General features: G+C 53.1%; 23 protein-coding genes. 12 read left to right on the top strand and 11 right to left on the bottom strand.

Annotated elements, in window-relative coordinates; all coding sequences use genetic code 11:
- Positions 1-175: 175 nt before the first annotated feature.
- Together CV944_RS03460 and CV944_RS03455 are read right to left on the bottom strand one after the other, a co-directional pair.
- A complete protein-coding gene (locus CV944_RS03460; RefSeq protein WP_033009048.1) occupies positions 176-964 on the bottom strand; it encodes an SDR family NAD(P)-dependent oxidoreductase in 789 nt (262 codons plus the stop codon).
- Positions 955-1,926 (bottom strand): MBL fold metallo-hydrolase, encoded by a 972-nt coding sequence (locus CV944_RS03455; protein WP_033009088.1) that lies wholly within the window; start codon positions 1,924-1,926, stop codon positions 955-957. The genes CV944_RS03460 and CV944_RS03455 overlap by 10 nt, the downstream gene beginning before the upstream one ends.
- A 527-nt stretch (positions 1,927-2,453) precedes the next feature.
- Between CV944_RS03455 and proI the strand changes: the two genes are divergently transcribed.
- Positions 2,454-3,293: a pyrroline-5-carboxylate reductase ProI gene (proI, locus tag CV944_RS03450; RefSeq protein WP_060787746.1), complete on the top strand. Its 840-nt coding sequence runs from the start codon at positions 2,454-2,456 to the stop codon at positions 3,291-3,293.
- Between the two features lie 324 nt (positions 3,294-3,617).
- Positions 3,618-4,640 (top strand): NADPH dehydrogenase NamA, encoded by a 1,023-nt coding sequence (gene namA, locus CV944_RS03445; RefSeq protein ID WP_100659136.1) that lies wholly within the window; start codon positions 3,618-3,620, stop codon positions 4,638-4,640.
- Here the strand turns inward: namA and rnz are convergent.
- Positions 4,637-5,560, bottom strand: coding sequence for a ribonuclease Z (gene rnz / locus CV944_RS03440; protein ID WP_100659135.1), 924 nt, complete (start codon positions 5,558-5,560; stop codon positions 4,637-4,639). The genes namA and rnz overlap by 4 nt on opposite strands.
- A gap of 228 nt (positions 5,561-5,788) precedes the next feature.
- On the opposite strand from rnz, the gene zwf reads away from it, so the two are divergent.
- From zwf to CV944_RS03420, 4 genes are all read left to right on the top strand, one after another.
- Complete coding sequence (zwf, locus tag CV944_RS03435) at positions 5,789-7,282, top strand: glucose-6-phosphate dehydrogenase (protein ID WP_100659134.1); 1,494 nt, start codon at positions 5,789-5,791, stop codon at positions 7,280-7,282.
- A gap of 73 nt (positions 7,283-7,355) precedes the next feature.
- Positions 7,356-7,973 carry a cyclase family protein gene (locus CV944_RS03430; RefSeq protein ID WP_100659133.1) on the top strand — a complete coding sequence of 206 codons (618 nt, stop codon included), beginning with the start codon at positions 7,356-7,358 and terminating at the stop codon, positions 7,971-7,973.
- A 241-nt stretch (positions 7,974-8,214) separates the two neighbouring features.
- On the top strand, positions 8,215-8,526 hold the full coding sequence (locus CV944_RS03425; protein ID WP_100659132.1) for an AbrB/MazE/SpoVT family DNA-binding domain-containing protein: 312 nt from the start codon (positions 8,215-8,217) through the stop codon (positions 8,524-8,526).
- Complete coding sequence (locus CV944_RS03420) at positions 8,527-8,943, top strand: type II toxin-antitoxin system VapC family toxin (RefSeq protein WP_025948590.1); 417 nt, start codon at positions 8,527-8,529, stop codon at positions 8,941-8,943.
- A 26-nt stretch (positions 8,944-8,969) separates the two neighbouring features.
- On the opposite strand, the gene CV944_RS03415 is transcribed toward CV944_RS03420, so the two are convergent.
- Both CV944_RS03415 and CV944_RS03410 read right to left on the bottom strand, forming a co-directional pair.
- Complete coding sequence (locus CV944_RS03415) at positions 8,970-10,337, bottom strand: glycoside hydrolase family 1 protein (RefSeq protein ID WP_100659131.1); 1,368 nt, start codon at positions 10,335-10,337, stop codon at positions 8,970-8,972.
- Between the two features lie 198 nt (positions 10,338-10,535).
- Positions 10,536-12,164, bottom strand: a complete 1,629-nt coding sequence (locus tag CV944_RS03410; protein WP_232721969.1) for a YncE family protein — start codon at positions 12,162-12,164, stop codon at positions 10,536-10,538.
- 516 nt (positions 12,165-12,680) lie between these two features.
- Here CV944_RS03410 and CV944_RS03400 point away from each other — a divergent pair.
- The 4 genes from CV944_RS03400 (at position 12,681) to CV944_RS03385 (ending at position 17,142) form a co-directional block, all read left to right on the top strand.
- Positions 12,681-13,367, top strand: a complete 687-nt coding sequence (locus CV944_RS03400) for a response regulator transcription factor (RefSeq protein ID WP_013144816.1) — start codon at positions 12,681-12,683, stop codon at positions 13,365-13,367.
- Positions 13,367-14,371, top strand: a complete 1,005-nt coding sequence (locus CV944_RS03395) for a sensor histidine kinase (protein WP_100659128.1) — start codon at positions 13,367-13,369, stop codon at positions 14,369-14,371. The genes CV944_RS03400 and CV944_RS03395 overlap by 1 nt, the downstream gene beginning before the upstream one ends.
- 93 nt (positions 14,372-14,464) lie before the next feature.
- Positions 14,465-15,220, top strand: a complete 756-nt coding sequence (locus CV944_RS03390; RefSeq protein ID WP_100659127.1) for an ABC transporter ATP-binding protein — start codon at positions 14,465-14,467, stop codon at positions 15,218-15,220.
- A complete protein-coding gene (locus CV944_RS03385; protein WP_100659126.1) occupies positions 15,217-17,142 on the top strand; it encodes an FtsX-like permease family protein in 1,926 nt (641 codons plus the stop codon). Before CV944_RS03390 ends, CV944_RS03385 begins: the two co-directional genes overlap by 4 nt.
- A gap of 164 nt (positions 17,143-17,306) precedes the next feature.
- Here the strand turns inward: CV944_RS03385 and gndA are convergent, their stop codons facing one another.
- The 4 genes from gndA to CV944_RS03365 all read right to left on the bottom strand — a co-directional run bounded on the left by gndA (position 17,307) and on the right by CV944_RS03365 (position 20,876).
- On the bottom strand, positions 17,307-18,716 hold the full coding sequence (gndA, locus tag CV944_RS03380) for an NADP-dependent phosphogluconate dehydrogenase (RefSeq protein ID WP_033009036.1): 1,410 nt from the start codon (positions 18,714-18,716) through the stop codon (positions 17,307-17,309).
- A gap of 156 nt (positions 18,717-18,872) precedes the next feature.
- On the bottom strand, positions 18,873-19,067 hold the full coding sequence (locus tag CV944_RS03375; protein ID WP_033009034.1) for a hypothetical protein: 195 nt from the start codon (positions 19,065-19,067) through the stop codon (positions 18,873-18,875).
- 81 nt (positions 19,068-19,148) lie between these two features.
- Positions 19,149-19,643 (bottom strand): chemotaxis protein CheW, encoded by a 495-nt coding sequence (locus CV944_RS03370; RefSeq protein WP_011231828.1) that lies wholly within the window; start codon positions 19,641-19,643, stop codon positions 19,149-19,151.
- A 108-nt stretch (positions 19,644-19,751) separates the two neighbouring features.
- On the bottom strand, positions 19,752-20,876 hold the full coding sequence (locus tag CV944_RS03365; protein ID WP_100659125.1) for a tripeptidase T: 1,125 nt from the start codon (positions 20,874-20,876) through the stop codon (positions 19,752-19,754).
- A 151-nt stretch (positions 20,877-21,027) separates the two neighbouring features.
- Here CV944_RS03365 and CV944_RS03360 point away from each other — a divergent pair, with 151 nt between their 5' ends.
- Positions 21,028-21,693, top strand: a complete 666-nt coding sequence (locus CV944_RS03360; protein ID WP_044741236.1) for a transglutaminase-like domain-containing protein — start codon at positions 21,028-21,030, stop codon at positions 21,691-21,693.
- Between the two features lie 54 nt (positions 21,694-21,747).
- On the opposite strand, the gene CV944_RS03355 is transcribed toward CV944_RS03360, so the two are convergent.
- Positions 21,748-23,298: an acyl-CoA carboxylase subunit beta gene (locus tag CV944_RS03355; RefSeq protein WP_100659124.1), complete on the bottom strand. Its 1,551-nt coding sequence runs from the start codon at positions 23,296-23,298 to the stop codon at positions 21,748-21,750.
- Positions 23,295-23,720: a methylmalonyl-CoA epimerase gene (mce, locus tag CV944_RS03350; RefSeq protein WP_100659123.1), complete on the bottom strand. Its 426-nt coding sequence runs from the start codon at positions 23,718-23,720 to the stop codon at positions 23,295-23,297. The genes CV944_RS03355 and mce overlap by 4 nt, the downstream gene beginning before the upstream one ends.
- A gap of 214 nt (positions 23,721-23,934) precedes the next feature.
- Between mce and prli42 the strand changes: the two genes are divergently transcribed.
- Positions 23,935-24,027: a stressosome-associated protein Prli42 gene (gene prli42 / locus CV944_RS17260; RefSeq protein WP_020755294.1), complete on the top strand. Its 93-nt coding sequence runs from the start codon at positions 23,935-23,937 to the stop codon at positions 24,025-24,027.
- Positions 24,028-24,076 lie beyond the last annotated feature (49 nt).

Raw genomic sequence — 24,076 nt, 5'->3', positions numbered from 1 at the left:
GAACAGAGTCGGAATTTTGTTCCGTTTGGTAAAATATACAAAAACCAGAGAGGGCTGACTCCAAAAGTCCGCTTTTTGGCGGACTTTTGGGTCAGCCCCCTCTCGCATTCCATCATAGACGCAAAACCGATGATCGAAGAAACAACATGACCGTTTTCGGACCCGCTTCTTTGACTTACTTTTGGAAAAACGCCCCTTTCGCCACCTTTTCCACCAAACTCGGCGCAAGGCGATACAGCCGGCTGCCGAGATCCATCCAGCGTGGCATGTTCACTTCGCGCGTCGGCGTCATCATCGCGGCAACAACGCGCTTCGCCACCGCCTCCGGGCGCAGCATCCAACGCGACACGTTGCGCACATACTCGCCAGATTCATCAGCGGTTGAAAAAAAGTTCGTCTCCACCGGCCCCGGATTGACGGTCGTGACAAAAATGCCAAAGCGCCCCGCCTCGAGGCGAAGGCTGTCAGTAAAGCCGATGACGGCATGTTTCGTCGCGGAATAGACGCTCGACTTCGGCGTCGCGATTTTGCCGGCTTGCGAGGCGATATTGAGAATGTGGCCGCTTCGGCGTTCTTTCATATGCGGATACACCGCCTTCGTGCAGGCGATCAAGCCGAAGACATTGACCGCAAACATCCGTTCCATCTCGTCAAGGTCGATATCTTCCACGTAGCGAAATACGCCAAATCCGGCATTGTTCACAAGCACATCGATAGCGCCCAGTTCAGCAGACAGCTTCGCAAATACCGCTTCGACCATCTCGCGGTCGCTGACATCAAGCGGCGCGTACGGGGCGCGAATGCCGGTTTGCGCTTCAATGCGCGCACTGATTGCTTTCAACTTTTCTTCACTGCGCGCCAAGAGCACCGGCACCGCCCCTTGGCGCGCCGCTTCATAGGCGATTTGCTCGCCGATTCCTCCCGACGCTCCGGTGATGACGACATGGCGCCCCTTCAGCCGCACACCGACACCCCCGCCGCTTCGTACACATAATGGCCGTCTTCGTGTCTTTTTTGTACATACCCGTTTTCTTCCAAATAATCAAGCTGGCCGATCGTCTCTGACATCGTCAGCATGAGCTGGCGTTCGTAAGCGGTGGGAAACAGCTTTTGACAAACGTCAAACACCGTATGCGGGCGTTCTTTCACCATTTCGAGCACCCGCTCGGCGCGCTGGCGCTGCTTATCGAGCCGCTCGCGAACGAGCGCCGGAATATCGGTCGCATCGTCGCCATGGCCGTTTAACGAGCGAACGATGTCGTATTGCAGCATTTTTTGCAGCGATTCGTTGTACTGCAACAACGGTTTCGGCCGCTCCGTCTCCCCTTCCGCCGGCGGTTCCATCATTGGATTCGGGGAAATATGAACAAGCAAATGATCGCCGCCGATCAACACCCCATCCGCCTCGCGGTAAAGAGCAATATGACTTTGCGCATGTCCCGGCGTTTCGATGACCTGCCACCCTGGCAACCCCGGCGCCGCGTCCCCTTCCGTCACCATGATGTCAAGCCCGCGCCGGCTTGCATATCGAAGCGATCCGCCTTCTTTGGACAGCTGACTGAACAAGCGGCGGTCAACGCCGCATTCCGTAAAAAATTCTTGAAAAAATTGGACGTACCGTTCCATAAACGAACGTTCACGGCGCAAAAACGGATCGGCTTTCGGATGGCCGATGATCGGCGCATGCGGAACATAATCAAGCAAGCCGACATGATCCGGATGATGATGAGTAATGACGATTTGTTCAATATCCTGCGGCGCATAACCGATCTCGCCAAGCTGCTTCACAAACAGCTGCCATGCCTGCTCTGTTTTCACTCCGGCATCGACCAGTGTCAACCGATCGCCGGCGATCACGTACATATGCACATCGCCGACCGGAAACGGCGTCGGCACCGTGATCCGATACACTCGTTCTTCGTTCATTGCGTTCCCTTCTTTCCCAAAGTTCATGAACCGCCCCGTTCGAACCGTTTCATCAAGCAAAATGAATAATGATTCATTATATTTTATTTTACAGTTTACACTGATTTCATCCATTTGTCATGCCTTTTTCTTCCGCACGACGAAATTGCAAAAAAATTCGTTCTCCTCTCTTGACAACCGTGCTCGTCCCGCGGCATAATGACAAATAAATTATGATACGACAAATAAATTATGATACGGCAAAACAGGCGATGAACAGGGCCAGTAAACCGCAAACGGCACCAGAGAGCGAAGCCCGCGGCTGGAAGGCTTTGCGGCCCTCTTTGCGGTTGAACCTACCCTAGGAGCTGTTAGGCCAACCTAAACGCCTCCCCGGCGTTATCGGGGCAGAGTTGGGCCTGTTTGGCGCTTGGGCCAAATCAGGCCAAAAAAGGTGGTACCGCGGAAACGAAGGTTTTCCGTCCTTTTGCAGGACGGGAAACCTTTTTCTTTTGGATGGATACATCAAGGCAAGGAGGAGTGGAATGATGAACAACGAACGAACGATCGCGCTCATCGGCGCCGGCTCGATGGCGGAAGCGCTCATCGCCGGCATGACGAAAGCGTTTTGCCATCCGGCGCACATTGTCGTCGCCAACCGACGAAACCGCCCCCGTCTTGAGGAACTGGCGCGTCAATACGGTGTTGGCACGGCGGATTGCGCGCAAGAAGCCGTCAAACAAGCGGATATCATCATTTTGGCGATGAAACCGAAAGACGTCGCCGAAGCGATGAACGCCATCGCACCATCCATCCGGTCCGATCATCTTATTCTTTCGCTGTTGGCCGGCGTGACAACGGAAACGATCGAACGGCTCGCCGGGCGCAACATCCCTGTCGTGCGCGCCATGCCAAACACATCCGCCGCCGTCGGTTTGTCGGCGACCGCCATCGCCGGCGGCCGCTTCGCCGCGAAAGAACATCTTGAGATCGCCAAACAGCTGTTTGAAACGGTCGGCATCGTCGCTGTTGTGCCGGAGCGCGACTTGCATGCGGTCACCGGCCTGTCCGGGAGCGGTCCGGCGTATGTGTATTACTTGGTCGAAGCGATGGAAAAAGCGGCAGCCGACATCGGCCTTGAGCGAGATGTCGCCAAACGGCTCATTTTGCAAACGATCATCGGCGCAGCCGAGATGCTAAAAGCGTCCGACAAACATCCATCCGTCTTGCGCCGTGAAGTCACGAGCCCAGGCGGCACGACCGAAGCCGGCATTGGCGTGCTTGAGCAATACCGGTTCCAAGAAGCGGTCATCGCCTGCATCCGAAGGGCGACGGCCCGCTCCGAAGAGCTCGGCAGCGCGCTTCTCGCTGCCATCATGGAAGCGTAAAGAACGGACCTCCAAAGCGCGCCGCCCCCGCACGGCGGATGGGCGGGGACGTTTCGGCAAAACCGGGCGCAATGAACAAGGAAACAAACGAACCTTTTCATCCGGTTATGGAAGATTTTTTTGGTTTCGCATAACGGAAACTCGAATTTCGCACATGACACAACCGCATAAGCCCATCTTTACCCAAAACAGGCTATGTTAACAGGGCCGCGGCTTTTCCACCGTCCGGCTCAGGCAAAACAGTCCGTTTCACTTTGTTTTTGACAGGCAGCGTGCTATCATCAGTCATGAACCACTCATTGGCCTAGAAAGGAGCTGCTTGTCATGAACACGGTATTGTTTTCGCCGTATACGATCCGCGGGCTGACGCTGAAAAACCGAATTGTCATGTCGCCGATGTGCATGTATTCGTGCGACACGAAAGACGGCGCCGTACGCACGTGGCATAAAATCCACTACCCGGCTCGCGCTGTCGGCCAAGTCGGCTTGATTATCGTTGAAGCGACCGGCGTGACGCCGCAAGGTCGCATTTCTGAACGCGACTTAGGCATTTGGAGCGATGACCATATCGCCGGGCTTCGCGAACTCGTTGGGCTTGTGAAAGAGCATGGGGCGGCCATCGGCATCCAGCTTGCCCATGCGGGGAGAAAATCGCAAGTGCCGGGAGAGATCATCGCTCCGTCAGCCATCCCGTTTGATGATTCGTCGCCGACGCCAAAAGAAATGACGAAAGCCGACATCGAAGAAACGGTGCAGGCGTTCCAAAACGGGGCGCGGAGGGCAAAAGAAGCCGGCTTTGACGTCATTGAAATCCATGCCGCCCACGGCTACCTCATTAACGAATTTTTATCGCCGCTCTCCAACCGGCGCCAAGACGAGTACGGCGGCTCTCCGGAAAACCGTTACCGTTTCTTGGGCGAGGTGATTGACGCTGTCCGCGAGGTGTGGGACGGGCCGCTGTTTGTGCGCATCTCAGCGTCCGACTATCACCCGGAAGGACTGACAGCGAAAGACTATGTTCCATACGCCAAACGGATGAAAGAGCAAGGCGTCGACCTTGTTGACGTCAGTTCCGGCGCCGTCGTTCCGGCGCGCATTGACGTCTATCCGGGCTATCAAGTGCCATTTGCCGAACTGATCCGCCGTGAAGCAGACATCCCGACCGGCGCCGTCGGCCTCATTACGTCCGGCTGGCAAGCGGAAGAAATTGTGCATAACGGCCGCGCCGACCTCGTCTTTTTGGGGCGCGAGCTGCTGCGCAACCCGTATTGGCCATACGCCGCGGCGAGAGAGCTGGGCGCAAAAATCTCGGCGCCCGTCCAATATGAGCGCGGCTGGCGGTTTTAACCGCGCGGGATCGAAAACGAGGCGAAATCAGCGGCAAGATCGGTGTTCGGAAACACCTTCCGCGCCTCGGCGACGAGCTGCAGCGCCGCCTCGCCTTGATAGCGAGAGCTGATATGGGTCAAAATAAGCCGCTTCGCTCCGGCCCGCCTCGCCACCTCGGCTGCATCTGTGGTCGTGGAATGGAAATAGTCATGGGCCAGCCGCTGTTCCGCCGCGGCAAACGTCGCCTCGTGGACGACGACATCGGCATCGCGGGCGAGTTCAATCGCCGCTTCGCAAAAACGGGTGTCGCCGAGCACCGCGACGATCCGCCCTTTTTGCGGCGGGCCGACAAACTCACGCCCGTCGATGACCGTGCCGTCATCGAGCATGACTGTTTTCCCTTGCTTGATTTGTTGATAAATCGGGCCAGGGCGGACGCCGAGTGCTTGCAATCGATCGACCAAGAGCGGGCCGGGCAAATCTTTTTCCACGACGCGGAAACCGTATGACGGCATGCCGTGGTCGAGCCGTTTGGTGATGACTTGAAACCGTTCATCATCAAAAATGACTCCTTCTTCGATCTCGGCGATGTTCAATTCATACCGCAGCCGCGTCCCGCTGACGGACAGCGCCGTCTCCACAAACGCGCGAATGCCTTTTGGGCCGAAGACCGTAAGCGGCGTCTCGCCGCTTTGAAACGAACGGCTGCCAAGCAGCCCAGGCAATCCAAACAAATGGTCGCCATGCAAGTGCGTAATAAAAATATGCTCGATGCGGCGCGGGCGAATGGCGGTATGCAAAATTTGATGCTGCGTCGCTTCGCCGCAGTCAAACAGCCATGTCGCCCCGCGTTCGCCAAGCAGCTGCAGGGCGACGGACGATACGTTGCGCTCTTTGGCCGGCACGCCGGCACCCGTACCTAAAAACAACAGTTCCAACGCGCTTCACTCCTTTTTCTCGCTCAATATGGCCTGTTGTTAGCGTACCAATGTCAAAACGGCTTTTCAACTTTCTTTTGCGCTCAAAAACGCCGGGTTGGCGCCCGGCTCTTTCATGAACATAAACGCTTTCCCGCCGGAAAGCAACAAAGTGTTTGCGTTCCGACCGGCAAACCTCTACAATGGTTTCATTGAAGAGACAAATTTGGTTAAAGCGAGGTACATACGGTGGACAACATGAATCCGAAATCGATCATCGTCATTTTCGGAGCGACGGGAGATTTGGCGAAACGGAAACTGTTTCCGTCCCTTTACCGCCTGTATGAAAAAGGGCATTTGAACGAGCAATTCGCTGTCGTCGGCGTCGCGCGCCGCCCGTTGTCGGCCGACGAGTTCCGGAACTATGTGCGCGACTCGGTCGAAACGGCGTTTCAGCAGAAGCTCGCTGACGAGCGATTCACCTCCCATTTCTACTATCATCCGTTCGACGTGACGGAAGCCGAGTCGTACCAGCGCTTAAAGTCGCTCCTCGAACAGCTCGACGGCACATACAAGACCGAAGGCAACCGCATCTTTTATTTGGCGATGGCGCCGGAATTTTTCGGCACCGTCACGTCCCGCTTGCAGTCGGAAGGATTGACGGAAACGCACGGCTTTAAGCGGCTCGTCATCGAAAAGCCGTTCGGGCATGACTTGGCGAGCGCCGAGAAGCTGAATGACGAGATTCGCCGCGTCTTTTCCGAGCGGGAAATCTACCGGATCGACCATTACCTCGGCAAAGAAATGGTGCAAAACATCGAGGTCATCCGCTTTTCAAACGCCATTTTCGAGCCGCTTTGGAACAACCGGTTCATCGCCAACATTCAAATCACATCGAGCGAAACGCTCGGCGTCGAAGACCGCGGCCGCTACTACGACCATTCCGGGGCGCTGCGCGACATGGTGCAAAACCATATGCTGCAAATGGTCGCCCTGTTGGCGATGGAGCCGCCGATCAAACTAACAACTGATGACATCCGCCATGAGAAAGTGAAAGTGTTGCGCGCCTTGCGCCCGATTGCGCACGATGAAGTCGACCGCTATTTCGTGCGCGGCCAATACGGACGCGGAGCCATCCACGGCAAACACGTGCCGGCGTACCGCGAAGAGCCGAACGTCGATCCGAACTCGAACACGGAAACGTTCGTCGCTGGAAAACTCCTGATCGACAACTTCCGCTGGGCCGGCGTGCCGTTTTACATCCGCACCGGCAAACGGATGGCGGAAAAATCGACAAAAATCGTCGTCCAATTTAAAGATGTACCGATGAACTTGTATTACCGGACGAATGAGACGATCGCCCCGAACTTGCTCGTCATCCACATCCAGCCGGACGAAGGGATCACCCTTCAGTTAAACGGCAAAAAAACCGGGGAATCGACGACCATAACAGCTCCATTTCAACTCGACTATTGCAACAACTGCATCGACGGCATCAACACGCCGGAAGCGTACGAAAAGCTGTTGTACGACTGCATGCGCGGCGATGCGACGAACTTCACTCATTGGGACGAGGTGGCAGCGTCATGGCAATTTGTCGACCCAATTTCTGAGGTGTGGGCGAACACAAAAGCTTCCGACTTTCCGAACTACGCGGCTGGCTCCATGGGCCCGGCGGCCGCGGACAAGCTGCTCAAACAAGACGGCTTCCACTGGTGGCCGATCGAGCATCCGCGGCCATAACCGCGAATCGTTTGCGCCCGCCGCCCTTTTGGACAAGCGAGCGTTATCTCTCATGCAAAGGAGCGAATGAACGATGAAGGTGTATGACGTCACGGCCCCGATTTACGAGGGCATGCCCGTGTATAAAAACAAACCGGAAAAACAACCGAAGCGCACCACCGTCACCAACGGCTATGTGACCGAATCGCGCATTGACATGGACGTGCACACCGGCACGCACATTGACGCCCCTCTTCATATGGTCGAAGGCGGAGCGACGTTTGAAACGATTCCATTGGACGACCTCGTCGGCCCGTGCAAGCTGTTCGATTTAACCGATGTCAACGACCGGATCACGAAAGACGACATCGCGCATCTTGACATTCAAGAAGGCGACTTCGTTCTGTTTAAAACGAAAAACTCCTTTGATGATGCATTTAACTTTGAGTTTATTTTCGTCGCCGAAGACGCGGCTCGGTATCTAGCCGACAAACGGATCCGCGGCGTCGGCATCGACGCCCTTGGCATTGAGCGAGCGCAAGAAGGCCACCCGACCCATAAAACGCTCTTTTCGGCCGGCGTCATCATCATCGAAGGGCTGCGGCTGAAAGACGTCCCCGAAGGCCGCTATTTCATGGTCGCCGCTCCGCTCAAACTCGTCGGCACCGACGCCGCCCCGGCGCGCGTCTTGCTGTTGGACCGCGAGCCGTAAAAACAGCCGGTTCCCCGATGGGACCGGCTGTTTGATCATTTCAAACCGAGAAGCCCCCTCTTCCACGTATGAGCGTAGGCAAGAGAGCGTTCAACGTCCATTCTCATCATTGTTGTTGTCCCTCACACAACTTCTTACTACACCAAAAATAATATGATTTTCAATGATTGATTAAGCATACAAATAAGACGTATAATAAAAGTAAGTATGAAAAGGGTTTAGGAAGGAGCGAAACGCACCAATGGAGAAAATGAATGTTTCGGATCAACCATCGCCGGTCGTCATGAAAGCGACAAGCAAGCTGTCCAGCCGAGGGCAAGTGGTCATTCCTGCTGAAATCCGGAAAACATTGGGCCTCACCGAAGGCGATGATCTGACGTTTATTGTCAACCAAGATGGAGAAATAAAAGTGGAAGTCACGAAGAAATATCGCTTGTCACAATTAATCGGCATTCTCAAAACCAATCAGCCGTTCCGCCCTGTTGAGGAAATCCGAGATGAAGCATATCGGACGATGGGAGCAGAGGAATTGAAAGACGGGGAGGAAAAATAGGTGGCTCGCAAGCTGTGGATTGACACAAATGTCGTGATTCGAATCATGACCGGCCATCCTCAAGAGCTTGCGGAAGAAGTTGGGGACATGTTGCAGAAAGTAGAAGCAGGAGAATTGATTTTGCGCCTTAATCCGCTCGTCGTCGCAGAATGTTGCTGGGTGCTGGCCTCCGTCTATCAAGCATCGCCGTCCGACATTTCCGCCGCCTTATTAAAGTTTACCAACGGGATCGGGATCGAAACAGAGGAAAAAGATGTTGTGCAACAGGCGCTTCGAGATTATGGCGAGAAAAAGGTGGACTTCATCGACGCATATATCGCCGCTCATGCAAAAGCGAATCCCCCAGAAGATGTCGTGACTTGGGACAAACATTTTAAACGATTGAATATTCGCCATGGCCGCCCTAAAGACTGGTAAAATGGCGGGGGCTTCCCCGCCTCTGTTTACAGCTCTTCCCCGTTCGTGCGAATGACGCGCTGGAACCAGTAGAAGCTTTTTTTCTTATAGCGTTTCAAATCGCGCAAGTTTTGATCATCGCGGTTGACGAAAATGACGCCGTAGCGCTTGCGCATCTCCCCTTGCGAGCTTAACAAGTCGGTTGCTCCCCACATTAAATAACCGATCACCTCGACCCCTTCTTCGATCGCCAGCTTCATTTGTTCGATATGGCGGCGCATATAGTCGATCCGCTCGTCATCGTCGACCGTGCCGTTCTCGTTTAGCTCCTCCTCAAGCCCGATGCCGTTTTCGGTAATGAAAATGGGCATCTGGTAGCGGGCGTACACGTCTTTTAAGGCCATCCGCAACCCGATCGGATCGATCGCCCAGCCCCATTTCGTCTTCGGCAAGTGGGGGTTCGGCGCAAGACCTTTGATGATCCGCTCATCCTGTTCCTGATGGCGGACGATTTGGCTTTGATAGTAGCTGAACGACAAAAAGTCGACCGTCTGCGAACGGAGCAACTCCTCATCCCCCGCTTCGAGCGGCAGGCAGATTCCTTTTTTCTCAAGCCGGTTGGTCACATAACGCGGATAGGCGCCGCGGGCGAACACATCAAAGAAGAAATCAATGAACAGCTCTTTCGCCTGCACGTTGGCCAAAGCGTCTTCCGGCCGGCATGTCGCCGGATACGTCGTCAAATACGTCACCATCCCGCCGATCTTCGCCTCGGGAGCGATTTCGCGCAGCGCCTTCACCGCTTTCGCGTGGGCGATAAACACGTTATGACAGACGCGGTAGGCAAACGCTTCCGGGTCTTCATCATCCGGGCAGATCGCCCCCCATAAATGCGGTTGTTCGAGCACTAAATTTTGTTCGTTGAACGTCAGCCAATAGTTCACTTTCCCGCGGTAACGCTCAAATACGATGCGCGCGTACCGCTCAAACAAGTCGACGACCTTTCGCGAGGCAAAGCCGTTGTATTTCTTGGCCAACGCCAGCGGCAAATCAAAATGGTACAGCGTAATGACCGGCTCGATGCCGTTCGCCCTCAATTCATCAAACACAGCGTCATAAAACGCCAACCCCGCTTCATTCGGCTCCCCTTCCCCGTCCGGAAAAATGCGCGTCCAAGCGATGCTCGTCCGGTAGGCGGTAAAGCCGAGCTCCTTGAACAACGCGATGTCTTCTTTGTAGCGATGGTAAAAATCGACCGCCACTTTCCAGTCGGAATGCCCTTTTGGAATCGGGCGTGCATCCACGATCGACAGCCCTTTGCCGCCTTCGTTCCACGCCCCTTCCGTCTGAAACGAGGTCACCGCCCCGCCCCATAAAAAGCCGTCGGGGATGATCGATTTACGCTGTTGTGACATGGAAAGACCCTCCTATCTGTGAACAGACGTGTTTAAGTGATTGAACGCCTTGGAAAATTCACCCTTGGGCATCATCCTCATGATGACATATTTGCTTCTTTATAAAACTAGACGGGCGGAGGTACGAGCCCGTCTAGACGTTGTGAAAACTGTTTCATGCGCTTTGGAGAAGCACCAACGCTCCCAGCAATGGCAATTTTATTGAGACAGTTTTTGCTTAATCAAATAATGGTTCGTAGCCACTTTTCGATACGTGAAGATCATTCCATCATCTCCAGCCGTTGCGAGCAGCGCTTCAGATGACAAATCGGCGATTTTCGTTCCTGTTGCCCGGTTATAAATGGCACGGCTGGTGATGATATATTGACGGCTCGCCGCCCGCAGCGGCTCCGGAAATTCAGCGGCCACCAATGCGCCGGGCTGGGCTGGATTGATGCGCGCCTTTCCGTAAAAAATCTCCCCGCCGTTCATAAAAAAGGCATCATCCCCTCCAGGGAAGGACAATAGTTGCGAAACATGCCAATCGGAAAGCCGCACCGCATACAGATCATGATCCGATGTTCCTTCCTGTCCGACATACAATACATTTTGTTTTTCGTCATACCCAATCAACGGATTGATGAATACCTTTGGGATTCGCCATTGTTTTTTCGTCTTCATATCATAAACGGCAATCGATCCCGTCAACGTGCGGCTATTGTCCGTGAAGAAAATTTTCCCGTCCCCGATCGCCAATGAACGCGGAGCAGCGATCAGCGGCACCGTTCCAAGAAACCGCATTGTTTTGGCGTCGTAAATCGCCATTTTCGTCGCTCCCGATAGCGCAACATACACCTTGCCGCCATCAATTTTTACATCCGTCGGCTGCGGTCCGGGATGAATTTCTTTCACCATTTTCATGTCGCTGGCGCGAATGACAAACAGTTTGCTGTCTTCGGCGGACAACACATACAACCATCCGGTCGACGAATCATAAGCCAAATGGGAAATGGGGACATTGGTGAAAGCATAATGGGACGATCGAACATAATAGCTCTCATCGGCCGGCAATGGATATTTATAAATTCGATTTTCCCCTTCTTTGATCAAATACAAATTGTACTTTGCATCCATCAACGCATAGTTCGTCGGGAATGGAAGCGCGTTTATCTTAGCAGAGGTGTAACGGTCATACACCGCCTTATTTGTCACCACGTAGGCCCCTTGAACATCTAAAACGGGGCCGTTATAACAGTCGTGCACCATGTTGATATTTCCGGCATCAATGCGCCTTCCCGCAAAAAACACATCGCTTCCGTCAACGATGAGCGGATGGATGGGCGCGCTGCCTCTCGGCCCTTGATACGAAACTCGCTTCACCACCTTCAAATCGGACAGGCGCAATACCGCTAAATCAGGAATGGAAACATTGCGGCCGATGAAGGCCAGACCTCGCTTCTCATTGAAAAACAACGTATTTTCCTCTGAAAAAACGGAAAAAAAGTTAGGATCAGCAATCAGCCGGCTTGTTTGGCGTTTCGCCGCCAAATCCCACATGTACATCTCATACGTCGTCTTCCCGCGCCCGTACTGCTTTCCGAAAGTTACGATTTTGTTGCCTAATAAGCCAAACGGCAATCCGTTATACGGGGCTCGTTGAATCAGCCGTTTCGTTTTGACGTCAAAAACGTCTATCGATGTTTCAGACGGCACATACAGCTTCCCGTCCCGCAAAAGAAGAGTGACCGACCGCTGGGCATATTTCCGCCATAAAGCGCTGTATGCCCGCAGAGAAACGGGTTCCTGCTTTTTGATCGACAATGTGCTCGCTTCAATAAATAATAACATCCCCTTTTCCGTGAGCGCATAAATATACCCATTTTGATCATCCATGACCCAATCGAGCACGCGCCCAGGAAGCTGTTGCGTACGCGGTCCGGCCGCTTCCGCTTTAGCGGAAGGAAACACATGGAAAAGACAGATAAACAAGAAGAGACAAAATAAAAAACCTTTCCTAAATGTTGTTCCCATTCCAATCCCCCGTCAAACAATGATTTCTAATTCCTTCCTTATACATTCCTTGCGCATAGCATAGCTCAAACAATCGAGCACCGACATTTGACCATTCCTTATCCATCCTCAATATCCATGATAGCCCACCGTCGATCATCACTTCAAGCTCTTTTTGCCATACGCACCCCGTTCGGCTGCATACACCAACCGCTGCCGATCACGAACAGCGGCCATCGCTTTGCTGTGTAATGCATTTTCATGCTTTCCCTTTTGAACCTCCTTTCCCCCAAACGGTGAAACAAATATAATGAAAACGGAACTCCCAATAGAAACAAGTGGGGTGAGGCAAAGTTGAACATTTTGCTCATTGAAGATGATGTGACGTTGTTTCAAGAAATCAAAGCCCGTTTGGAACAATGGTCGTACGACGTTTGCGGCATCCGCGATTTCGGTCGTGTGATGGAAGAGTTTTCTGCTTGCAAGCCGCACTTGGTGATCATCGACATCCAGCTGCCGAAATTTGACGGGTTCCACTGGTGCCGCCAGATTCGTGCTCATTCGAACGTCCCGATTTTGTTTTTATCATCGCGCGACCACCCGACTGATATGGTCATGTCGATGCAGCTTGGAGCTGATGATTACATCCAAAAGCCGTTTCATTTCGATGTGCTGATCGCCAAAATCCAAGCGCTGCTCCGCCGCGTGTACAACTACAATGCCGGACCCGTTCAGCTGCAAACATGGTGCGGGGCAACGGTCGACTATGAAAAAAGCACAGTCTCAAATGAACACGGAACAGTGGAGCTGACGAAAAACGAGCTGTTGATTTTGAAACATTTATTGGCCAAGAAAAACCAGATCGTTGCTCGGACGGAGCTGATCAAACGGCTATGGGAAGACGAACGGTTTGTCAGCGACAACACGCTGACCGTCAACGTCAACCGCCTACGAAAAAAACTGGACGAACTCGGCTTGGGCCGCTTCATTGAAACGAAAGTTGGGCAAGGCTATATGGCTACGGAAGAAGGGAGCCACTGATGATCAAAGATTATTTGTGGGAACGAAAAAGCTGGATGGCCCTCTTTCTCTTTCTAGAGCTGTTCATCCTGTTTGTCGCTTATCTGGATCCGACGATTCCGCTCTCCTCCGTCCTTTACATCGTCTTTTTAACGACTATCATCTTTGTTGTCTTTGTCATCATCCGTTGGAAAAAAGAAACGGCATTTTATCAACGTTTGCAAGAGTGGGAGCGCGGCCACGATCCCGTCTCTGCCCTGCGGGCGGCAAGCCCGCTGGAGAAGATCGTCGAACGCGTCCTCGCCAGCCAAACGGACCAATGGAAACAGGAACTGAAAGAACACCTCACCACGTTGGAACAAGAGAAAGATGAACTGTTGTCATGGATTCATGAAATGAAAACGCCGCTGACGGCCATGCGGCTCATCATCGAACGGGTTGGGGACGAAAACACGAAAGCGCAACTCTTGTACGAATGGCTGCGCATTCATCTGCTTCTTGATCAGCAACTTCATCAACGACGGCTTCCACACATGGAAAACGACTTATATATCGAACAAGTCGAACTTGAGCCACTTCTCATCAATGAGATTAAACCGCTGCAATCGTGGTGTATGCAAAAAGGCATCGGCTTTGACCTTCAATTGGACGTCCGCTCCGTCCTGAGCGATGCCAAATGGCTTTCTTTTATCATCCGGCAAATCATCACAAATGCGGTGAAATACAGCGAGTCATCTGACATTGTCGTGAAAAGCTTTATGAAAAACGGCCATGCCCGCTTGCAAATTCAAGATTTCGGCTTGGGCATTGATCCAAAGGACTTGCCGCGCATTTTCGAGAAAGGATTCACCTCCACCACCGAACACCAAAATGAAGCGGCGACGGGGATGGGGCTGTATTTGGCGAAAAAAGCCGCCAAACCGCTTCTTCTTGACTTTCATGTCGAATCCACGCCCGGGCGCGGAACGACATTTACGATCCTATTTCCGCAAGAAAATGACATCATCCGCACGCACCGCATGTGACGATTTTGTCACACGCGGTTTCGTTTTGTTCGGCCAAACGCAGGAAAAAACCAACCCCATTGCTTATGATAGAAACGAAGGAGGGAAAACGAGATGGTCATATTGGAAGCAACCAACATCCACAAAACGTACGGAACGAAAAAGAACCTGCAAGAAGTGCTCAAAGGCATCGATCTGCGTGTGGAGAAGGGGGAATTTCTCGCGATCATGGGGCCTTCCGGATCAGGGAAAACGACGCTCCTCAACGTTCTTTCCTCAATCGACCGGGTGAGCGAGGGCGCTATTTTCATCGAAGGAAACAACGTCGTCGCCATGAAAGACCGAGAGCTGGCAGAATTTCGCAAACGCCATGTCGGCTTCATCTTTCAAGAGTATCATTTGCTTGACACGCTGACGGTAAAGGAGAACGTCCTTTTGCCTTTATCGATTACGAAAACGCCCAAGCGAGAAGCGGAAAAGAAATTTGCAGAATTGGCGGCTGAACTTGGCATTATTGACATCCAAAACCACTATCCGAGCGAAATTTCTGGTGGGCAAAAACAGCGCGTTGCCGCGGCGCGGGCGTTCATCCATGAACCGAGCATCATTTTTGCCGATGAGCCGACGGGCGCACTCGATTCAAAATCGGCTTCCGATTTATTGCACAAGCTGCAACAACTTAATAAAAAACGGAAGACGACAATCATCATGGTCACCCACGATCCGGTCGCCGCCAGTTTCTCAGGACGTGTCGTTTTTATCAAAGACGGACAATTGTATACGCAACTGTATAAAGGAACGGAAACGCGGCAGCAATTTTTCCAAGCCATTATGCAAACGCAAGGCGTGCTGGGCGGTGTTCGGCCATGAGCATGAAGCAACTCCTGTTCCGCAACTTGAAACAAAACATCCAACATTATTATTTGTACGTGTTTGCCTTGATGTTTGCTTCCGCCTTGTATTTCGCGTTCGTGACATTGCAGTACGATCCATCGCTTGATGCCATCAAAGGGGGAGTGAAAGGCGCGGCGGCCGTCCGCACAGGCGCGGTGCTTCTTATCGTGATTGTCGCCGTCTTTCTTTTGTACGCCAACGCCCTGTTTATCAAGCGTCGGAGCCATGAGATCGCTCTTTTGCAGTTGATCGGCATGACGAAACGAAACATCTTTTTTATGCTGGCGGCCGAAAACGTCATTCTTTATTACGGCACACTGATCATCGGCATATTGGTGGGATTTGCCGCTTCCAAGCTGTTGATGATGATTTTGTTTAAAATCATCGATATTCCACTAGCGGCATCTCTTTCCTTTTCTGGCCGAGCATTGGTGCAAACGTTGATTGTGTTCAGCGTGATTGATGTCCTCATGATGGGGATGAACCGCTTGTTTCTCAAAAAACAGACGATTTTATCCTTGTTCCGCACTACATCCACAACCGAAGCAAAACACGTATCCGTATGGAACATGGTCGTGGGGATGGTGGGGATCATCCTCATCGCCAGCGGCTATGGTATATCGACGAAATTGTTTAGCAGCGACTGGAAGAGCGTGCAAGGATTATTCATGGCCATGGCGTTCATCTTAGGCGCTGTCATCATCGGCACCTATTTGTTTTTCAAAGGAACGATCAGCTTTCTGTTCCACCTATGGCGAAAACAAAAAGGCGGCTATTTGTCGATCAACGCCGTGCTATCGGGATCGTCGCTCATGTTTCGCATGAAATCGAACGCGTTGCTGCTGACGATCATCACGACCGTGTCGGCCATCGCGATCGGGTTGATTTCGTTAAGCTATATTTCCTACTATTCCGCCGAACGATCCGCGCAAAACTATGTCGCCGCCGATTTCGCGTTTACGGACAAAAAAGATGCCGCCCGTTTTACGGCGGCGCTGCGATCTCATGATATTCGCTATCGGGAAACGATGATCGATGTCATCGAAGCACCGACTGATATTTCGATGATTTTGGACATCGCTGATCAAAGCCGGCTCCAGTTTCAGCCGTCCGCCGCGCCGTTATCGGTGATCAGCGACACAAGTACAGGCCGCATCGATGTCAAGCCTAATGAAGCGCTGCTGACGGGATATCAGGACATACTCCGTCAATTCTTGCCGTTTAAAGAAACGGGAACGATTCGCTTAGAAGAAAACGGCCGCATGGTCCCACTTCATTACCTTGGGATGAAAAAAGACTATTACGTCAACTATCATTTCACGTACGGCATGCCGACCGTCATCGTCGACCAAACGATGTTTGATCGTTTGCAAAAAGAAACCGATCCACAAAAGAAAAAGGTGCATATCGGCATTCACCTGACCGATGAAACCAATATTGAACGCGCTGATCAGTTGTTTCAACGCATGGAGTTTTCCTCCATCGCCGATTCGCGCCTGATGATGAGCCGCCACCGAAAGCAAACGTTCGGATTGATCATGTTTGTCGTCACCTTTTTAGGACTCGCCTTTTTGGTCACATCCGGCTGCATTCTTTACTTCAAGCAAATGGGCGCTGGCGAAGAAGAGCGGCCGAATTACACCATTTTGCGCAAACTGGGATTCACCGAAAAAGACTTGCTCGGGGGCATTCGGCGGAAACAGCTGTTCTACTTTGGCATTCCGTTGTTGCTGGGATTGTCCCATAGCTATTTCGCCGTCCGCTCCGGCTGGTTCTTTTTCGGCACCGAACTGTGGATGCCGATGTTGACGGTGATGGCGATTTACACGGTCTGCTATTCGCTGTTTGGCGTGTTGTCCGTTCGTTATTACAAAAAGCTAATTCGCGAGGCGCTTTAAAACGATGCAGCGAGTGAGGGAAGAACCAAAACCGTTCCAACGTTCGCCCACTCGATCAGTGGTCATCCCATTCTGAAGATGCAGTTCCAGTTGACGGAACGAATTTTAGCTTTATCGAACACGAAAAGCCCTTAGAGTAGCGAATGACTCTAAGGGCTTTTTTCTTATTTCAACCATTCCGTATGGAAAATGCCTTCCTTGTCGACGCGTTCGTACGTGTGGGCGCCGAAGTAGTCGCGCTGCGCTTGGATTAAGTTGGCCGGGAGCACCGCGGTGCGGTAGCTGTCGTAATAGGCGAGGGCGCTAGCGAATCCTGGCACTGGAATGCCGCGCATCGCCGCGGTGGCGACGATTTCGCGGAGCGCGTCTTGGTAGCGTTCGACGATGTCTTGGAAATACGGATCCAAGAGCAAGTTCGAAAGCGCTGGATCACGGTCGTACGCCTCTTTAATTTTTTGCAAAAATTGCGCGCGGATGATGCAGCCGCCGCGGAAGATCATGGCGATATCACCGTAGCGCAAGTTCCAGTTGTATTCCTCAGAAGCCGCCTTCATTTGCGCAAATCCTTGGGCGTACGAGCAAATTTTGCTCATGTAAAGCGCGCGGCGCACCGCTTCGATGAAGTGAGCGCGGTCGCCTTCAAACGGCTTCACCGCTGGGCCTGCCAGCACTTTGCTTGCTTTCACGCGCTCGTCTTTCATCGCCGAGAGGAAACGGGCGAACACCGATTCCGTGATGATCGGCAGCGGCACGCCCAAATCGAGGGCGTTTTGGCTCGTCCATTTGCCCGTCCCTTTTTGCCCAGCTTTATCCAAAATGACATCAACAAGCGGCTTGCCTGTTTCTTCATCGATTTTCGTGAAAATGTCGGCCGTAATTTCAATCAAGTAGCTGTTCAATTCGCCTTTGTTCCAGTCGGCGAACACTTCGTGCAGCTCTGCAGCATCCATGCCGAGCACATGTTTGAGCAAGAAGTACGCTTCAGCGATCAGCTGCATGTCGCCGTATTCGATGCCGTTGTGCACCATTTTGACATAATGCCCGGCGCCGTCCGGACCGATGTACGTCGTGCACGGTTCGCCGTCGACTTTGGCGGCGATGGCTTCAAAAATCGGGCGCACGAGCTCATGCGCTTCTTTTTGGCCCCCTGGCATGATCGACGGGCCTTTCAGCGCCCCTTCCTCGCCGCCCGAGACGCCCGTGCCAATAAAGTGGATGCCAAGTTCGGCGAGTTCTTTGTTGCGGCGCTGCGTATCCTTAAAATACGTATTGCCGCCGTCAATTACAATATCGCCTTTTTCCAAATGCGGCTTCAGCTGTTCGATCGTCGCGTCCGTCGGCGCGCCCGCTTTCACCATCAGCAAAATTTTCCGCGGTTTTTCCAAGGCGTTGACGAATTCTTCGATGCTGTATGTACCGACAATGTTTTTTCCTTTCGCTTCTTGCAAAAACTCGTCCGTTTTTTCGCGCGAACGGTTGTACACCGCCACCGAATAGCCTTTGCTTTCGATGTTAAGCGCCAAGTTTTTCCCCATGACCGCCAGTCCGATGACGCCGATTTGCTGTTTCGCCATTGTCCAACGTCCCTTTCCGTTTTGGTTTGTTCATCAAACAACATACCATACGTTTGCGCTTGCCTGCAAGTTTTTCTAAACCGATTTAGGAACGAGGCGGCACGACGGACTTTGCTTGACCTGTCCATGCGAAAAGGGGCGTAACGCCCCTCATGCTTAGTAGCCTCCATAATGCGGGAATCCGTATGGTCCAAACGGGTAATGACCATAAGGCACGCCATACGGGAAGTGATGATAGCCGTCATACCCTCCATGCCAATGATGATGGTGATAACCGTATGGAGGATAGCCGTAGCCGCCAACGTACGGCGGATAAAATCCGCCCATATACGGACCGAACGGTCGAACCATGGAATGCGCCTCCTCTCATGTGTTGAAGTTCATTTCCATGATTAGGATATGCGCGGAAGAAAAAACGGTATAGGCAAACACCTATACCGTCTCTTCCTCTTGGATGACCTGGGCCGCGGCCTGGGCGGCGGCCACTTGCTCGCGAATCGCGTCCGCTTCTTCCAAATGGGCAAACAAGACGCGCGGATCCAGCACCGTGAGCAACCGCTCCGGCAGCGTCGCGATCCCGACGACATACGGCGTGCGCTCCGCGGATACGAGCTGCAGCGGTTTGATGGCTTCCGGTTCAATATCGACAATTTCCTTTGCTTCGTCAACGATAAACGCCACCGACAACCCGTCGACCGCGGCGACGACAAGACGCGTCTGCTCGGTTTCCTCGATCGCTTTCCCATATAGAAGCTTTCGCATATCGAGCACCGGCGCGAGCTCGCCGCGGATGCGCGCAACGCCCGCCATACAATCCGGCATATGCGGCACGGCCGTCGGCGCCGTCATTTTCTCAATCGAGACGACATACGCGATCGAGACGGCGTACTGTTCCCGCTCGACGCGAAACACCACGTATTTGTCCATTCCCCCGCCACCTCTTTCGTGATTCGCACTCTGCTTTTTTTATCGGCTCATTCCGGCCGAATGTTTACCGAAAGGTTCAAGAAAAAAGAGCATCCAGCCTCGGGATGCTCACTCGGCATTGGCGACTTCCTCGACAATGGCGACAACCATCTCTGTCAGCTTCACCAGCTCTTCAATCGGCATCCGCTCATTCGTCGTATGGATTTCTTCGTAGCCGACTGCGAGGTTGACCGTCGGAATGCCGAAGCCGGCGATGATATTGGCATCGCTGCCGCCGCCGCTTTTCTCCAGCTTGCACGGCCGGCCGATTTTCGCCGCCGCCCGTTTGGCGACCTCGACGACATGGTCGCCGTCGCTGAACTTAAAGCCCGGGTACATCACTTCCACTTCGACATCGGCGCGGCCGCCCATTTCCACGGCAACCGTTTCAAACGCCTCTTTCATTTTCGCCACTTGCGCTTCCATTTTTTCCGGAACGAGGGAACGGGCTTCCGCTAAAATATCAACGCGGTCGCAGACGATGTTCGTTTGCGTGCCGCCTTCAAAGCGGCCGATGTTGGCCGTTGTTTCCTCGTCGATGCGGCCGAGCGGCATTTTCGCGATCGCCTTCGCCGCAATCGTAATGGCAGACACTCCTTTTTCCGGCGCCACGCCGGCATGAGCGGTTTTGCCATGCACAACCACTTTCAGCTTCGCCTGCGTCGGGGCGGCGACGACGATGTTGCCGACTTTGCCGTCGCTGTCCAAGGCATAGCCGTATTTCGCTTGGATGAGCGACGGGTCAAGCGCCTTCGCCCCGACAAGCCCCGACTCTTCTCCGACGGTGATGATAAACTGGATCACGCCATGCGGGATGTTTTGCTCTTTCAACACCCGAATCGCTTCCAACATCGCCGCCAAGCCCGCCTTGTCGTCCGCCCCTAAAATCGTCGTCCCGTCGGTGACGACATAGCCGTCTTGGATCGACGGTTTCACCCCTTTGCCCGGCACGACCGTATCCATATGCGACGTGAAATAAATCGGATCCACCCCGTCTTTCGTCGCCGCGAGCGTGCAAATCAAGTTGCCTGCCCCATGCCCCGTTTTCGCGGCGGCATCGTCTTCGATCACCTCAAGGCCGAGCGCTTCAAACTTTTGTTTGAGCACGTTGGCGATTTCTCCTTCATGCTTCGTTTCTGAATCGATTTGCACGAGTTCCAAAAATTCGTCGACAAGACGCTGTTCATTGACCATCGCTTTTTTCCTCCTGCTTATGTACTCCACCTTAAGTATACCGAAATGTTCCGCCAAGAGCCAAACATGCGTCTGGCAAAACACAAGATTGAATTTATATGCAATTATATGTATAATTATTTAAAATTTACTGAATGAAAGGAGCGTTTCTATGCATCTTATTCCTGAATCCGCCCGGTTGGACGACTATCTGGAAGAAACGGATGTTGTTGATTTCTCTCATCCGCTTATTCAACAAACGGCGAAAGAATTGTTTCACAACCTGCAATCGGAAATCGACAAAACAAAAACGGCCTTTGAATTTGTGAGAGATCATATCGCCCACTCATGGGACATCCAAAGCACAACGGTGACTTGCCACGCTTCTGAAGTGCTGTTGCACCGGGAAGGCATTTGCTATGCCAAAGCGAATGTATTGGCGGCCTTATTGCGGTCACAAGGAATTCCAGTTGGATTTTGCTACCAAAAGCTGATGCTGTTTGACACACCGGATCAAGGATATTGCCTGCACGCCTTGAATGCCGTTTATTTTCGCTCGTTGCGCCGCTGGGTCCGCTTAGATGCCCGCGGCAATAAACCGGGGGTGCAGGCGGAATTTTCCCTTGATCAAGAAAAGCTGGCGTTTCCCGTCCAGCCGGCATACGGAGAACAGGACTTTCCCGTCATTTACGTCAAACCGGACGCCGGAACGATCAAAACGCTGCAAACGTATAAGAACGCGCTTGAGATGTACCGATACGGGCTGCCTGACCGCCTCTCAACGAGCGAGCTTTCATCCGCTCCCGCTGCGGCAAACGGCCACGCCGCCCCCATCTAAAATATCGTTTGCCGCGAAAAAGGCGCCCGTTGCTTACCGGACGCCTTCCATCGTTTACAGCGGAATGTTGCCATGTTTTTTCTTCGGCCGCTCCTCGTGCTTGTTTCGAAGCATCTCGAGCGCCTGAATGAGCTTGATTCTCGTATCGCGCGGGTCGATGACGTCATCGATCATGCCGTATTTCGCGGCGACGTACGGATTGGCGAATTTCTCGCGGTATTCGGCAATTTTTTGCGCCCGCGTTTCTTCCGGATTCGGACTTTTTTCAATTTCGCCCGCGAAAATGATGTTCGCCGCCCCTTGCGGCCCCATGACGGCCACTTCGGCGTTCGGCCACGCATAGACGACATCGGCGCCGATCGATTTGCTGTTTAAGGCGACGTACGCGCCGCCGTACGCTTTCCGCAAAATGACCGTAATTTTCGGCACCGTTGCTTCCGAGTAGGCGTACAAAATTTTCGCCCCATGGCGGATGATGCCGCCGTGCTCCTGCTTGACGCCCGGGAAAAAGCCGGTGACGTCCTCAAACGTAATGATCGGGATGTTGAACGAATCGCAAAAACGGATAAAACGCGCCGCCTTGTCGGACGAATCAATGTCAAGCCCGCCGGCCATAAACTTCGGCTGGTTGCACACAAGCCCGACCACTTCGCCTTTAATGCGGGCAAAGCCGATCACGATGTTTTTCGCGAAATCTTTTTGCACCTCAAAAAACGACCCGTCATCGACGACGTGGGCGATGACGTGGCGCACATCGTACGGGCGGACGGCGTCAATCGGCACGACATCGGCCAAATCGGGGCGGTAGTCGTCCCCATCCGGAATCGGGCCAAACGGCGGCTTTTCGTTGTTGTTGGACGGCAAATAGCCCAAGAGCCGCCGCACTTCAGCGAGCGCCTCCTCTTCATTCGCTGCCGCAAAGTGGGCGTTGCCGCTGATCGTGTTGTGCACGCGGGCGCCGCCTAAATCTTCAGCGCTGATTTTCTCCCCGGTCACCGCTTCAATCACTTTCGGACCGGTGATGAACATTTGGCTCGTTTTTTCGACCATGAACACAAAATCGGTGATGGCCGGCGAATAGACGGCCCCGCCGGCGCACGGCCCCATAATGACGGAAATTTGCGGGATGACGCCGGAATAAATGGCGTTGCGGTAAAAAATGTGTCCGTACCCGTCAAGCGACAAGACCCCTTCTTGAATGCGGGCGCCGCCCGAATCGTTCAAACCGATGACCGGCGCCCCGGTTTTCGCCGCTAAATCCATGATGTTCGCAATTTTTTTCGCGTGCATTTCCCCAAGCGCCCCGCCGAAGACGGTGAAATCTTGCGAAAACACAAACACGGTGCGGCCGTTGATCTTCCCGTAGCCGGTCACCACCCCGTCACCCGGCCCCTTCTTTTCCCCGAGGCCAAAATCGGTGCAGCGGTGCTCGATGAACGGATTGAGCTCGACAAACGTTCCTTCATCCAACAGCAAGTCAATCCGCTCGCGCGCCGTCAGCTTCCCTTTCGCGTGCTGCTGTTCGATTTTCTCATCGCCCCCGCCCAGTTCAATCTCGCGTCGGCGGTCATACAGTTCGTTGATTTTATCGTACATGTCGCTCATTGGTGTCCCTCCGTTCGGTTCGTCCGTTCACAAAGTTCGTACAACACGCCGCCGGTCGATTTCGGGTGCATGAACGCGACCCATGCCCCGCCGGCGCCGCGTTTCGGCGCATCTTGAATCATGCGGATGCCATGCTCCTTGAGCTCACGGATGCGCTCGGCGATGTCCTCGACGCCAAGCGCCACGTGATGAATCCCTTCACCGCGCTTTTCGATAAATGTCGCCACCGCGCTCTCCGGCGACAGCGGCTCAAGAAGTTCAATTTTCGCCTCTCCAGCCTGCAAAAACGCCACTTTCACCTGTTCCGACTCGACTTCCTCGATGCCAAGAAACGGCAGGCCGAGCACATCTGTATAAAACGGAAGCGCTTTCTCGATCGAGCGGACGGCAATGCCGATATGGTCGACTTTTTTCACTTCCATCGTCTGCATCCCCTTTGCCGCAAAATGATGAGGCCAACATTTTATCATTCGCCGTTTCGACAAAAAATCCTGCTTTTTTTTGTTTTTCTTTGTCTGCGCAACGGTCAAGCCATGGAGCGATCCGTTTCATCTCTCATCCTGCTTTTTTCCTTGTCCGCCCTGCTGTTTGCCGTTACAATAAACGTAGAACAGCGGACGGAAGGAGGACGGACCGTTGTCGCGGAAAACGCAAAAATTCATCGTGTACGTAATGCTTATTTGCATGCTGCTGACGACGCTCCTCGCCGGCATCAGCATGTGGTTTTAAGCGCGATCCGGCGTAAAAAACGCAAGCTCCGTTTCGGAGCTTGCGTTTT

Origin of the sequence: Geobacillus sp. WSUCF-018B, from assembly GCF_002809985.1 — a bacterium.
GTDB classification, from domain to species: domain Bacteria; phylum Bacillota; class Bacilli; order Bacillales; family Anoxybacillaceae; genus Geobacillus; species Geobacillus thermophilus.
The sequence above is the reverse complement of the archived record's forward strand: the minus strand, read 5'-3'. Positions and strand labels throughout refer to the sequence as shown.